The sequence below is a fragment of the Bradyrhizobium sp. AZCC 1719 genome, from assembly GCF_036924525.1.
Lineage (GTDB): Bacteria > Pseudomonadota > Alphaproteobacteria > Rhizobiales > Xanthobacteraceae > Bradyrhizobium.
Genome location: NZ_JAZHRU010000001.1, coordinates 6840489 through 6854036 on the forward strand (window position 1 = coordinate 6840489; position 13548 = coordinate 6854036).

The following is a 13548-nucleotide window of genomic DNA, read 5'->3' on the forward strand; positions in this document are numbered from 1 at the left end:
TTGCGCCCGAGTCCGTAGGGTGGACAATGCGACTTGTCCGCCGTAGCTCAACGAGCGAAGGCGGAAGCGTGCCACCATCAAGCGATCGGTGAGAGATGGTGGGCACGGCGCATGCGCGCCTTTGCCCACCCTACGGTCAGTCTATCCCCACGGGCCGCGCGAGGTAGAAGTCCGGCCCCACGGGCCACGGCCCGGATAGTTGGCGCGCGCGTTGGCGGAGAAGGTGCCGCCCTGCGCGCCAAGCTCCGCCGCGAGCTGCTGCAACGCGGCGATGCGGTTCTCGGTCGAGGGGTGCGTCGTGAAGAGATTGTCCATGCCCTGACCCGACAACGGGTTGATGATGAACATGTGCGCGGTCGCCGGATTGCGCTCGGCCTCGACATTCGGCACGACATGCGCGGCGTTGGCGATCTTGGCCAGAGCGGACGCAAGCCACATCGGCTGACCGCAAATGCGCGCGCCGAGATCGTCTGCGGCGTATTCGCGGGTCCGGCTGATCGCCATCTGCACCAGCATGGCGCCGAGCGGGGCCAGGATCATCATGGCAATCGATCCGATGATGCCGGGACCGTTGTCTCGGTTGCCGCCAAAGAACATGCCGAACTGCGCCAGCATCGAGACCGCACCGGCAATAGTCGCGGTGATGGTCATCAGCAGCGTATCGTGATTCTTGATGTGCGCCAGCTCGTGCGCGATCACGCCCGCGAGCTCTTCGCGGCTGACCGACTGCACCAGACCCGTGGTCACGGCGACCGCCGCGTTCTGCGGATTGCGGCCGGTGGCGAAGGCGTTGGGCTGCGGCTCGTCCATCAGGAACACGCGCGGCATCGGCAGGCCGGCGCGGCCGGCGAGTTCGGCCACGAGATTGAAGAGATCGGGCGCCGTGCGCTGGTCGACCTCATGGGCGCCGTACATCGACAGCACCATGCGGTCCGAATTCCAGTAGGCGAAAATATTGGTCGCAGCCGCGATCACGAGCGCGATCGTGGCACCGGTGGCGCCGCCGATCAGATAGCCGACGCCCATGAAGAGGCCGGTCAGACCGGCCAACAGAATGGCAGTCTTAAAATAGCTCATTGTCGTCTCCTTGCCGCCCGCGGCGGATACGCCGGGCTGGCATCCCAAAGGTAGGAACTCCCGTGGCCGCGCTTCAAGATGCCGGGGTGCGTCGAGGCGCCGCGTTTGGCGACAGGAACCAACGCGCCAGCCGGATTAACGATCCGTAATCCGGTGGGATCGCGTGGCTTTTCGGCTACCGGACGGGGCCGCTTGTAGAACGCCCGCGCCGCCGTCTACATTGCCCGGCAACGGGCAGCGTGATGAGGCGGGCCGGGAAAGCGAAGTGGCAAGCAATTTGCGTTTGTTCGGAAAAATGTTCGTCCGGAAAAACTGGGAGGAAATTGAAGAAATGTTTTCGCATGTGATGATCGGCACCAACGACCTCGACAAGGCCAAGGCGTTCTATGACGCATTGCTCGGCACGCTCGGTGTGCGGCCGGCACGGGTCGACGGCCACCGCATTTTCTACATCACCAAGACCGGGATATTCTCGGTGACCAAGCCGATCAACGGCCAGCCCGCGACGCCCGCCAATGGCGGCACCATCGGCTTTGCGGCCGACTCGGCCGAACAGGCCGACGCATGGCACGCGGCCGGCATCGCCAATGGCGGAACGACCTGCGAAAATCCGCCGGGCATCCGCGAAGGCAGCGCAGGCAAACTCTATCTCGCTTATTTGCGCGATCTCGACGGCAACAAGATCTGCGCGATGCACAGGATGCCGGCGTAGACGTGTAGGGTGGGTTAGGCGAAGCCGTAACCCACCTTTCTTTCAGCTCCGAATGCTGCGGATTACGCTTCGGTAATCCGCTCTACGCACTTCCCACGGCGCGGAAAATCACGCCCCCTCTCCCGTCCTTGTACAAGCCCTGCCCCGCCGTCTACATTGCCGGCCAACGAGCCGAGTGCGCGCCCGCAGATGAATGGTCTGCGCAATGGGAGGAATATACATGAAACACGCCTACATCCCGCGGACGACGACCTACAATCTCAACCCGGGCGAAGAACTCAACGATTTGCGCATGTCGGACGAGGTTCGTCCGCTCTACGAGCACGTCAAGAAATTCATCCGCGAGACCGTCGATCCGATGTCGGTCGAGTTCATGCGGCTCGGCGAGGGCAAGAAGGACCGCTGGAGCTTTACGCCGGAGCAACTCGCGGTGCTGCAGAAGGCCAAGGACAAGGCCAAGGAAGAGGGCCTGTGGAATTTCTTTTTGCCTGATGCCGAGACCGGCGAAGGCCTGAAGAATCTCGACTACGCCTATATCGCGGTTGAACTGGCGAAGAATCCGCTGGCGTCGGAGACCATGAACTGCTCGGCGCCCGATACCGGCAACATGGAAGTGCTGGAGCGCGTCGGCACCAAGGAGCAGAAGGAGAAGTGGCTGAAGCCGCTGCTGGCAGGCGAAATCCGCTCGGCCTACGCGATGACCGAACCCAACGTTGCCTCCTCCGACGCCAAGAATATTTCCACCACGGCAAAACTCGTCGGCGACGAATGGGTGATCAACGGCGAGAAGTATTACATCTCCGGCGCCGGCGATCCGCGCTGCAAGATCATGATCGTGATGGTGAAGACCAATCCCGATGCACCGCCGAGCAAGCAGCAGTCGCAGATCCTGGTGCCGATCGACACCCCCGGCGTCGAGATTTTGGGCCCGATGCACGTGTTCGGCCACGACCACGCGCCGCGCGGCCACATGCATCTGCGCTTCAACAATTGCCGGGTGCCGAAGGAGAACATTTTGCTCGGCGAAGGCCGCGGCTTTGAAATCTCGCAAGTCCGCCTCGGACCGGGGCGCATCCATCACTGCATGCGCACGATCGGCAAGGCGGAAAAGGCCCTCGACCTGATGGTGTCGCGCGGGCTCACCCGCGAAGCCTTCGGCAAGAAGATCGCCCATCTCGGCGGAAACTTGCAGATCATCGCGCAGGCGCGCTGCGAGATCGAGGCGATGCGCCTGATGGTGCTGAAAGCCGCGAAAGCGATGGACGTGCTTGGCAACAAGGAGGCGCGGATCTGGGTCAGCATGGTCAAGGCCATGGTGCCGGAGCGCACCTGCAAGATCATCGACCAGGCAATCCAGATGCACGGCGCCACCGGCATTTCGCAGTGGAGCCCGCTCGGCGAGATGTACCAGGACGTCCGCCACCTCCGCTTCGCCGACGGTCCGGACGAGGTGCACTGGATGGTGGTCGGAAGGCATGAACTGAGCATGCCGTAGAGTTGTGCTCTCGTAGGGTGGGCAAAGGCGCGCAAGCGCTGTGCCCACCGCTACTTGCGCCCGCACTGAATGCGGAGCCCCCTACATGCAATACGACCCCAGCGATCTAAAACCCCGCGAGCGCTACAAGGTGCTCACCTCCTTCGTGCTGCCGCGGCCGATCGCCTGGGTGACGACGATTGGTCCGACCGGCGTGGTCAACGCGGCGCCGTTCAGCTTCTTCAACGTGTTCTGCGAGGACCCACCGCTCTGCATGTTTGCCGCCAATCTGCGGCCCGACGGCCGCGTCAAGGATACCGTGATCAACATCCGGCGGACTAACGAGTTCGTCGTCAACATGACCGACGAGCCCTTGGCGCGGGCGATGCATGAAAGCAGCGGCGATTTTCCGCCCGAGGTCGGCGAGCCGGACTATCTTGATCTCAAACTGGCGCCCTCGACCAAAATCATCGTACCGCGGCTGGCGGATGCGCCGTTTGCGATGGAGTGCAAGACCTGGAAGGAGATCGACGTCAACGGCGACCGGCTGTTGGTGATGGGCGAAGGCATCCACTTCCATATCCGCGACGAATTGTGGGATCACGCCGCGATGCGCGTGCACATGGAGCGCTATCACCCGATCGGCCGCATGTTCGCGGACCGTTATTGCCGGACCGACGACCGCGTGGTGTTTCCGCCGGCGGAAGGGGCGAAGACGGCGGTGTAGCCCGTAGGGTGGGCAAAGCCACCGGGTCGCGCGAATGCGCGCCCGATGACAGGCTCCGCGTGCCCACCATTCCAACCACGCATGAAGATGGTGGGCACGGCGCTAGTGTCCTGAACCAGAAGTTCGCAACATCTGGGCGTGGTTGGCCGAGACATTGTATCGGCAGAAGCGCTCGATGGAAGCAAGGATGTCATCGGCTGATTTGGTCCATCGGAACGGCTTGGGATCGGCATTGTGTCGGTCGATGAACGAAGTGATGTCAGCCCTGAGGGCGGCGACACTGCGGTAGACGCCGCGCCTAATCTTCTGATCCGTGAGGAGCGCGAAGAAGCGCTCGACCTGATTGAGCCATGACGAACTGGTCGGGGTCAGGTGCACGTGCCAACGCGGCCTTTTGGCCAGCCATCGCCGGATCAGCGGAGTCTTGTGCGTAGCGTAGTTATCCATGACGAGATGGACGTCGAGTTCGCGCGGCACGGCGGCCTCGATCTCATCGAGGAACTTGCGGAACTCGGCGGCACGGTGCCGTCCGTAACACTTGCCGATGACCCGTCCGGTCGCAATGTCGAGGGCGGCGAACAGCGATGTGGTGCCGTGCCTTCTGTAGTCGTGGCTCCTTCGGGCCGGCTGGCCGGGACGCATCGGCAGCATCGGCTGACTGCGGTCCAGCGCCTGGATTTGAGACTTCTCATCCACACACAGGACGATGGCGTGCTCCGGCGGCGAGACGTAAAGGCCCACGACGTCGCGCACCTTGGCCACGAAGTTCGGATCGGTCGAGAGCTTGAACGTCTCCAGCCGGTGCGGCTGGAGCCCGAAGGCCCGCCAGATGCGTTGCACCGTCGACACCGACAGGCCGCTGGCCTTCGCCATGCCGCGAGAACTCCAATGGGTGGCGTTCTCGGGGCAGCTCTCCAGCGTCCGCACGATCACAGCTTCGATGCGGGCATCGTCAATCGTGCGTGGCGCTCCGGAGCGTGGTTCGTCATACAACCCGGCCACACGCTGCTCCACAAAACGCCGCCGCCACTTTCCTACCGTCGCCCGGTCCAGGCCCAGCTTGGTTGCCACTTCCTTGTTCTGGCCGCCTTCCGCACAGGTCAGCACGATCCGGGCTCTCAGAGCCAGCGCCTGCGCCGTCTTCCGCCGCATGGTCAGCGACTTCAGTTCGGCACGCTCATCATCGCTCAATATCAGGGGGACAAGTCGCTGGACCGCCATTGGATGCTCCGTCGCTGTTTGCCCTTCCTTGGCACAGCGACGCGAATCTAACGCGACTCTAAGATTGCGAACTTGTGACTCGGGACACTAGAGCGCCTTTGCCCACCCTACGAATCTCGGCTTGGCCTATGCGCACGCAGGAAAGACCGGATCTGCCGCACCGCGAGCGGCACCCGCTCTTTCGGCTCCTTCCACGGAAACAGGCTGACCTCCGCGTTCGGCGCCAGCAGCGCGCTCTCCATGGCAACCGCATACGGATGCGCCGGGATGTCGTCGGGCAGGATCAGCACCGGCGTCTGGCATTGACGCACAAAATCGCGCGTCACGGTGAAGACGAAATCGGGATCGGTGCGATACATCCGGGTCAGGAATTTTTCTGCCTGCTCCATCGTGATGTCGGACCGGCGTTTTGTCAGTTCCGGCGCCCAGCCGGTCATGTTGTTATTGTAAAACAGGTCGCGCATTTCGGGACGCGAGCCTGACGGCATCGCCAATACGGCGGCGACGACGCGATCCGGCGCGCGCTTGATCAGATTCCAGATCAAGGGGCCGCCGATGCAGAAACCCAGCACCATGAATTTTTCAAAGCCGAGGTGATCCATCAAGGCGAGCTGATCATCGGTGTGGGAATCCCAGGGGCGCTCGATCTCGAGCGGGCCGGTGGATTGGCCGGGCGGCGCGTTGCGCAGGTCGTAGGCGATGCAGCGGTATTCGTTGCCGAACTCCTTGATGGCGTTGAAGGGCGGATAGTCGCCGGTGATGCCGGAGATGTTCGAATTCAATCCGCCGCCGGCGATCAGGAGCAGCGGAAAGCCGGAGCCGGCTTCCTCGTAGTGGATGCGGACTGGGCCTTTTTCGAACAAGCTCATGGCGGCTTTTCCTCTGCCCTGTTGGGCGCGCGGGACCTTTGTTGGTTGTTTATCGAGAGTCCCCCTGCGCCGGCTCGCCGATCTTGTCCTGCGTCCTGGTATCGAAATCGCTCGCATCGTGCCGCTCATGCAACTGGCTTGCCGGATCGCCGGAGATGCGGTTGACCATGCGCCCGCGTTTCACCGCCGGGCGCTTGGCGATCGCATCGGTCCAGCGCTGCACGTTCTTGTATTCGTGCACCGAGAGGAATTCGCCGGCGCCGTAGACCAGGCCCTTGGCCAGCGCGCCGTACCATGGCCAGGTCGCCATGTCGGCGATCGTGTATTCACTCCCTGCGAGATATTCGTTGTCGGCCAAACGCCGATTGAGCACGTCGAGCTGGCGCTTCACCTCCATGGCGTAGCGGTCGATGGCGTATTCGATCTTGGTCGGCGCATAAGCGTAAAAATGGCCGAAGCCGCCGCCGAGATACGGCGCGCTGCCCATCTGCCAGAACAGCCACGACAGGCATTCGGCCCGCGCCGGCCCGCTCGCCGGCAAAAAGGCACCGAACTTTTCGGCGAGATGCATCAGGATCGCACCTGATTCAAACACCCGGATCGGCGTCGGTCCGCTGCGATCCATCAGTGCGGGGATCTTCGAATTCGGATTGACAGCGACGAAGCCGCTGCCGAACTGGTTGCCGTCGATCTTGATCAGCCAAGCGTCGTATTCAGCGCCGCTGTAGCCGGCCGCAAGCAGCTCCTCGAACATTACGGTGACCTTGACGCCGTTGGGCGTAGCCAGCGAGTAGAGCTGGAACGGATGGCGGCCGACCGGCAGCTCCGCCTCATGCGTAGGGCCTGCGATCGGGCGATTGATCGCGGCGAACCGGCCGCCGCTTTCCTTGTTCCAGGTCCAGACTTTTGGCGGCACGTATTCGGCGGGATCGTTAACGGGGGCATCGGTCATTCGGGTCGGCTCCAGGCTTCTTCGGCCGTCTCGCGATTGCGTGATCTGTCGCGCGTCGGCTGGTGCAATCCATGTAACGTTTCGTATCAGCACCGCAACAGAACAAAAAGCGCGCAAAAATCAGGGGAGGAATGCGCCATGCCACGCCTGCCTTGATTGCACGAGGGAAATGTACTCGGAGCAATGCTGCTGTGGCTGGCGTAGTCGAGATCGGCCATACTGGATGTGTCGCCATCAAAGAGACCCATCCACATGCTCCCATCACAGCGCGCCCTGTTCGAGATGCCGCGCCAGATCTGCTACCTGAACGCCGCCTCTTTCAGCCCGCTGCCGCTTCGAACGCTGGAGGCCGGCCGCGCCGCGGTTCTCCGCAAGGGCACGCCGTGGACGCTAGAGGCTTCCTTCGCCAATCAGCAGCATGAACGCGCGCGCCTAGCTGCCGCCCGGCTGATCAATGCCGAAGCCGCCGATATCGCGCTGATTCCCTCGATCAGTTACGGCGTTGCTACCGCCGCGAAGATGCTGCCGATCGCCCGCGGCACGCGCGTGATCGTGCTGGAGAACGATCATTCCTCGCCGGTGCTCGAATGGCAGACGCGGGCCGAGGCAGAAGGGTTCACCGTCGAGACGGTGCGGCAACCTGACGATGGCGACTGGACGGCGGCGGTTCTCGGAAGCATCGAGCGATCCGGCGCTCCGCCGGTCAGCCTGGCCTCGATCTCATCAGTGCACTGGTCGGACGGCGGGTTGATCGATGTCGACAAGGTCGGCGCGGCACTGCGGCAGCGGAGCGCCGCCTTCCTTGTCGACGCGACGCACAGCATTGGCGTGCTGACGACCGACGTGAAGCGTCTCGACCCGGATTTTGTGATCTTCCCGGCCTACAAATGGCTGCTCGGCCCTTACGGCCGCGCCTTTCTCTATGTTGCAAAACGCCATCAAGGCGGTATCCCGCTTGAGCAGACCGCGTCCGGCCGCTGCAACGTGCGCGCCGATAACGCTGTCTATTTCACCGATCTCAGTTATGTTCCCGATGCGCGGCGCTTCGACATGGGCGAGCGCGACCATTTCATCTCGATGGAGATGGCCTCGATCGGCATGGAGATGATGGCTGACTGGGGCGCGCCGGCCATTGTGCAACGTCTCACGATGCTGACGGAGCGGATCGCGCAAGCCGTGCGCGGCATCGGCGTCCACGTTCCCGAACCTCACCTGCGGGCGCCGCATGTATTGAGCCTCGCCTTCAAGGGCGGAATGCCGGCGGGCCTCGTCGAAGGATTGGCGAGCGAACGCGTCTATGTCGCTCCGCGCCTCGGGCGCATGCGCATCTCGCCCCACGTCTATAATGACGAGGCCGATGTCGATCGATTTGTTGAGGTGTTGGCGCGGCGGCTGCGCGGCTAACATGTAGGGCGCTTTGCCCGCTCGACCCTTATGTCAGACCTCATCCTGAGGAGCCGCGAAAGCGGCGTCTCGAAGGATGAATGGCACCGGCGGGGCCACATGGTTCGAGACGGCGCATTCGCGCCTCCTCACCATGAGGGTCAAAGAGTTGCGATGCGGCGGTTTACGACGCTGCCACCTTGCGCGGCACCGAAGCTCGCTCCATCACAAATCCCTCATAGCCCTTGGCCGCGACGTCGTTGCAGATCTTCCGGTACGGCCCGACGCCGCCGATATAGGGCATGAAGATGCGCGGCTTGCCCGGGACGTTGGCGCCCATGTACCAGGAATTGGCCTGCGGATAGAGCGTGCTGGAGGCGACCTCGTTGACATGGGCGACCCATTTGTCCTCGGCTTCGGTGGCGGCCTCCATCGTGTCGAGCCCGCGATCGCGCATGTGAGCGAGACAGTCGGTGATCCAGTCGACATGCTGCTCGATCGACACGATCATGTTGGACAGCACCGACGGGCTGCCGGGGCCGGTGACGACAAAGAGATTGGGAAAGCCCGCGCTCATCAAGCCGAGATAGGTGCGCGGGCCCGCGGCCCATTTTTGATTGAGCGTCTGGCCGTCGCGGCCCTTGATATCGATCTTCGCCACCGATCCCGTCATGGCGTCAAAACCGGTCGCCAACACCAGAGCGTCGACTTCGTAGTTTCTGCCGGCCACGCGCACGGCGTTTTCGGTGATCTCTTCAATCGGATTCGACTTGATGTCGACCAGCGTCACGTTTGGGCGGTTGAAGGTCGCGAAATAATCTGTGTCGATGCAGATGCGTTTTGAGCCGATCGGATGGTTGTTCGGCTGCAACAGTTTTGCCGTTTCCGGGTCCTTGACGATCCCGGCGATCTTCTCGCGGACGAAATTCGCAGCGGTGTCGTTGGCGGCCTTGTCGAGCGCAAGATTGTTGTAGACCGACATGAAGGTAAGCCCGCCGTGATTCCAGCGCGCCTCGTACTTGGCGCGGCGCTCATTGTCGCCGTCATCGAGCGCGCCGCGGTCGGGCATCTCGGTGTAGATGCCATTTTTCGCGACCTCGCGGGCGAAGCGCCTGATCTCGGGATAGTTGGCGCGGAATTTTTGCCGGTCCTCTTCGTTGAGCGGAGCGTTGCGCGCGGGAATCGAAAAGTTCGCGGTGCGTTGGAATACCGTCAGATGGCTGGCCTGTTCGGCGATGACCGGCACCGACTGAATCCCCGACGATCCGGTGCCGATGACGCCGACGCGCTGGCCGGTGAAATCGACTTCCTCATGCGGCCAGTGGCCGGTGTGGTAGACCTTGCCCTTGAACCGACCGAGACCCTTGATGTCGGGCATCCGCGCGTTCGACAAGCAGCCGGTGGCGAGCACGACGAATTTTGCTGACACCGTTTTGCCGTGCGAAGTCGTTACCGACCAGAGGGAGGTCGCCTCATCGAACTCGGCACGATCGACGCGGGTGTCGAACTGGATGTCCCTTCGCAGATCGAAGCGGTCGGCGACGTGGTTGGCGTATTTCAAAATCTCCGGCTGCGGTGCATAGCGCTCGCTCCAGTCCCACTCCTGCTGCAGCTCTTCCGAGAACGAATAGGAATACTGCATGCTCTCGACGTCGCAGCGCGCGCCGGGATAGCGGTTCCAGTACCAGGTGCCGCCGACGCCCGAGCCCTGCTCGTAGACCCGCGCCGTCATCCCCTGCCCGCGCAAGCGGTGCAGCATGTACATGCCGGCAAAGCCCGCGCCGACCACGACGACGTCGTAGGTAGCAGACGATTTGGCGGCGGCAGACGGCATGACGGACATGAAAACGGGCTCCCTGAAAATTATGTTGGTTGCGTGCAGCATTCTATCGCTAGCGCCAAAGCGCAAGACGCAAATCGGCGGCCGTGCCCTGCATATTTTGCGAGATGGAATGTTCGCTCCTCAGGGTGAGGAGCGCGTCTTCGCGCATCTCGAACCATGAGGCCCCGTCTGTGGCCTTCATCCTTCGAGACGCCTGCTGCGCAGGCTCCTCAGGATGAGGAACTAACACCGCTTGGCATGCAAGCCTCCGATGGGCTAGCGTCGCGCGGAAAGCCGAGCAGCAATCTGGAATGCTGCCGCCGGGAGGTCACCATGAAATCGCCAATCTGCGACATGCTGGGAATTGAATTCCCCCTGCTCGCCTTCAGCCATTGCCGCGACGTCGTTGCCGCCGTCAGCCGCGCCGGCGGGTTTGGCGTATTGGGAGCGACCGCGCATTCGCCCGAGACGATCGAACAGGAATTGAAATGGATCGACGATCACACCGATGGCAAGCCCTACGGGCTCGACGTGCTGATCCCTGAAAACATTTCGACCGCGGGCGAGAAGGACGTCACCTGGAAGAGCCTGGAGGCGCGGATTTCGCCGCAGCATCGCGATTTCACCCGCAACCTGCTGAAGAAATACGGCGTCGAGTTGACGACGAGCAATGTCGCCGACAACCAGCCGCAGCCGTTTGACGCGCAGCGCGCGCTTGACGTGCTCGAGGTCTCGTTTCGCCATCCGATCAAGCTGATTGCGAACGCGCTTGGCGTGCCGCCGAAGCAGATGATCGACATGGGCCGCAAGCATGGCGTGCCGGTGGCGGCGCTCGTTGGTTCGAAAGAACATGCTTTGAGGCAGGTCGCTGCCGGCGTCGATATTTTGGTTGCGCAAGGCACCGAGGCCGGCGGCCATTGCGGCGAGGTCTCGACCATGGTGCTGGTGCCCGAGGTGATCAAGGCGATCAAGCCGGTCCGCGACGTGCCGGTGCTGGCCGCAGGCGGCATCATGACAGGCAGGCAGATGGCGGCCTGCATGGCGATGGGTGCGGCTGGCGCCTGGACCGGCTCGGTGTGGCTGGCGACGGTGGAATCGGAGACCACGGAAATTTTCCGCGAGAAGATGATCGCGGCATCCTCCCGCGACGCCGTCCGCTCCAAGGGCCGCACCGGCAAGCCGGCACGACAATTGCGGTCGGTGTGGACCGATGCATGGGACCGCGGACCGGACAGCCCCGGCGCCTTGCCGATGCCGCTGCAAAGCATCATCAGCCGCGACGCCTTCAATTCGATCGACCGCGCGGCCGCCGCCGGCAATGTGCAGGCGCGCGACCTCGTGACTTACTTCGTCGGCCAGGGCGTCGGCCTGATCGACAGCGTAAAGTCGGCCGGCGCGGTGGTGCAAGAGTTCAAGGAAGATTTTGCCGACGCGGTGGAGCATATGAACATGCTGATGGAGGAGTGACGGCGAACCTCCCGTAGGGTGGGCAAAGGCGCCCTTGCGCCGTGCCCACCATCTGGCTTCTTGCTCGGAAGTGGTGGGCACGCTTCGCTTTGCCCACCCTACGAACCCGCAACGACGGATGCGTCAAACTGATCAATCGAAAGTAAACAAGAAAAGATGTCGAACTCCCCCCTCCCCGAAGACCGCATTCCCGTCATCGTCGGCGTCGGCGAAATCGTCGACCGGCCAAAGGACATCGCCGCCGGCCTCGAACCGCTGGCGCTGCTCGAACAGGCGGTGCGGCGTTCGGAGGCCGATAGCGGTGCAAAGCTGCTCGGCGAACTCGGCTCGCTCGACGTCGTCAATTTCCTGAGCTGGCGCTATCGCGATCCCGAGAAGCAGCTCGCAGCAAAGCTTGGTGCTGCGCCAGCGCATTGCTATTACGGCCCGGTCGGCGGCGAGAGCCCGATCCGCTACATTCACGAAGCCGCAAAGCGCATCGCGCGCGGCGAGTGCAGCGTGGCGGTGGTCTGCGGCGCGGAAGCGCAATCCACCGCAACCAAGGCCGAGCGCGGCGGCATCGCCCTGCCATGGACGCCGTTCGCCCATGACGTCGAGGAGCCGAAGCGCGGTGCGGCGTTTCAGAAGCCGATGGCGGTGAAGCTTGGGGTGTTCCGCCCCATCACCGTCTATCCGCTCTACGAATCCGCCACCTCAGCGCATTGGGGCCAGACGCCGCGCGAGGCGCTCGCCGAATCCGGCGCGCTGTGGTCGACCTATTCGAAAGTGGCGTCAGAAAATCCAAATTCGTGGCTGAAGAAGCGTTTTGCACCTGAAGAGATCATCACGCCGACGCCGGAAAACCGATTGATCGCGTGGCCGTACACAAAACTGATGGTGGCCAATCCGACCGTCAACATGGGCGGGGCCGTCTTGCTGGCCTCGCTGGCGAAAGCGCGCGCGGCCGGCGTGGCCGAGCAGCGGCTGGTCTATCCGATCGGCGGCGCGTCGGCGGAGGAGCCGCGCGACTACCTGGTGCGCGACCAGTTCTATGAAAGCCATCCGCAGAACGCGGTGCTGAAGGCGGTGATGGACCTGGTCGAGGGCGACGGCAGGAAATTCGATGCCATCGAGCTCTATAGCTGCTTCCCCTGCGTGCCGAAGATGGCGCGGCGGACGCTGGGCTTGGGTCCCGACGTGCAGCCGACGGTGACCGGCGGCCTCACCTTCTTTGGCGCGCCGCTCAACACCTACATGACGCACGCGGCTATTGCGATGGTGCGGAAACTGCGCGAAGGCGGCAAGCTCGGCCTGCTCTACGGCCAGGGCGGCTTTGTCACCAAGCATCACGGACTGGTGTTGTCGCGCGAGGCGCCGAAGGGGCCGCTCGCGCAGGACACCAGCGTGCAGGCCGAGGCCGACCGCCATCGGCGCACGGTGCCGGACTTCGTCACCGACGCCTCAGGCAAGGGCAAAGTCGAGAGCTTTACCGTGATCTACAAGGGCAAGGGCGAGGTCGAGCACGGCGTGGTGATGCTGCGCACCGAGCAGGATGCGCGAGCGTTGGCGCGTGTGCCCGCTGGTGACGCAGCGACGCTCAAGCATCTGCTGAACATGGATCGGACGCCGGTGGGGTCGGTCGGCGATATCGTTGCCGCGGATGATCGCGTGCTGGAGTGGCGGGTGGGGTAACGGTTTCTTCCCCTCTCCCCTTGTGGGAGAGGGTGGATCAATCGCGCGGAACGCGCGATTGAGACGGGTGAGGGGTCTGTCTCCGCGGAGAGGACCCCTCATCCGGCGCTACGCGCCACCTTCTCCCACAAGGGGAGAAGGTAAGAGAATTCTGCTTCTTCGTGCCCCGGACC

Annotated in this window: 11 protein-coding genes; 6 read left to right on the plus strand and 5 right to left on the minus strand. The window is 63.2% G+C overall.

Annotated elements, in window-relative coordinates:
• Nucleotides 1-141 precede the first annotated feature (141 nt).
• Nucleotides 142-1077, minus strand: coding sequence for a zinc metalloprotease HtpX (gene htpX / locus V1292_RS32255; RefSeq protein WP_334376576.1), 936 nt, complete (start codon nucleotides 1075-1077; stop codon nucleotides 142-144).
• A gap of 331 nt (nucleotides 1078-1408) precedes the next feature.
• Between htpX and V1292_RS32260 the strand changes: the two genes are divergently transcribed.
• The 3 genes from V1292_RS32260 (at nucleotide 1409) to V1292_RS32270 (ending at nucleotide 3990) form a co-directional block, all read left to right on the plus strand.
• Nucleotides 1409-1789, plus strand: a complete 381-nt coding sequence (locus V1292_RS32260; RefSeq protein WP_334376577.1) for a VOC family protein — start codon at nucleotides 1409-1411, stop codon at nucleotides 1787-1789.
• Between the two features lie 220 nt (nucleotides 1790-2009).
• A complete protein-coding gene (locus V1292_RS32265; protein WP_028350958.1) occupies nucleotides 2010-3284 on the plus strand; it encodes an acyl-CoA dehydrogenase family protein in 1275 nt (424 codons plus the stop codon).
• A gap of 85 nt (nucleotides 3285-3369) precedes the next feature.
• Nucleotides 3370-3990, plus strand: a complete 621-nt coding sequence (locus V1292_RS32270) for a flavin reductase family protein (protein ID WP_334376578.1) — start codon at nucleotides 3370-3372, stop codon at nucleotides 3988-3990.
• Nucleotides 3991-4092: 102 nt separating this feature from the next.
• On the opposite strand, the gene V1292_RS32275 is transcribed toward V1292_RS32270, so the two are convergent.
• The 3 genes from V1292_RS32275 to yghU all read right to left on the minus strand — a co-directional run bounded on the left by V1292_RS32275 (nucleotide 4093) and on the right by yghU (nucleotide 7032).
• A complete protein-coding gene (locus V1292_RS32275) occupies nucleotides 4093-5211 on the minus strand; it encodes an IS630 family transposase (RefSeq protein WP_334372408.1) in 1119 nt (372 codons plus the stop codon).
• A gap of 107 nt (nucleotides 5212-5318) precedes the next feature.
• Nucleotides 5319-6080 carry an alpha/beta fold hydrolase gene (locus V1292_RS32280; protein WP_334376579.1) on the minus strand — a complete coding sequence of 254 codons (762 nt, stop codon included), beginning with the start codon at nucleotides 6078-6080 and terminating at the stop codon, nucleotides 5319-5321.
• 49 nt (nucleotides 6081-6129) lie between these two features.
• Nucleotides 6130-7032, minus strand: a complete 903-nt coding sequence (gene yghU, locus V1292_RS32285) for a glutathione-dependent disulfide-bond oxidoreductase (protein WP_334376580.1) — start codon at nucleotides 7030-7032, stop codon at nucleotides 6130-6132.
• Between the two features lie 252 nt (nucleotides 7033-7284).
• Between yghU and V1292_RS32290 the strand changes: the two genes are divergently transcribed.
• Nucleotides 7285-8436 carry an aminotransferase class V-fold PLP-dependent enzyme gene (locus V1292_RS32290; protein WP_334376581.1) on the plus strand — a complete coding sequence of 384 codons (1152 nt, stop codon included), beginning with the start codon at nucleotides 7285-7287 and terminating at the stop codon, nucleotides 8434-8436.
• 163 nt (nucleotides 8437-8599) lie between these two features.
• Here V1292_RS32290 and V1292_RS32295 read toward each other — a convergent pair whose 3' ends face one another.
• Nucleotides 8600-10258 (minus strand): flavin-containing monooxygenase, encoded by a 1659-nt coding sequence (locus V1292_RS32295; protein ID WP_334376582.1) that lies wholly within the window; start codon nucleotides 10256-10258, stop codon nucleotides 8600-8602.
• Nucleotides 10259-10570: 312 nt separating this feature from the next.
• Between V1292_RS32295 and V1292_RS32300 the strand changes: the two genes are divergently transcribed.
• Together V1292_RS32300 and V1292_RS32305 are read left to right on the plus strand one after the other, a co-directional pair.
• Nucleotides 10571-11704 carry a nitronate monooxygenase gene (locus V1292_RS32300; RefSeq protein WP_334376583.1) on the plus strand — a complete coding sequence of 378 codons (1134 nt, stop codon included), beginning with the start codon at nucleotides 10571-10573 and terminating at the stop codon, nucleotides 11702-11704.
• A gap of 156 nt (nucleotides 11705-11860) precedes the next feature.
• Nucleotides 11861-13375, plus strand: coding sequence for an acetyl-CoA acetyltransferase (locus tag V1292_RS32305; RefSeq protein ID WP_334376584.1), 1515 nt, complete (start codon nucleotides 11861-11863; stop codon nucleotides 13373-13375).
• Nucleotides 13376-13548 lie beyond the last annotated feature (173 nt).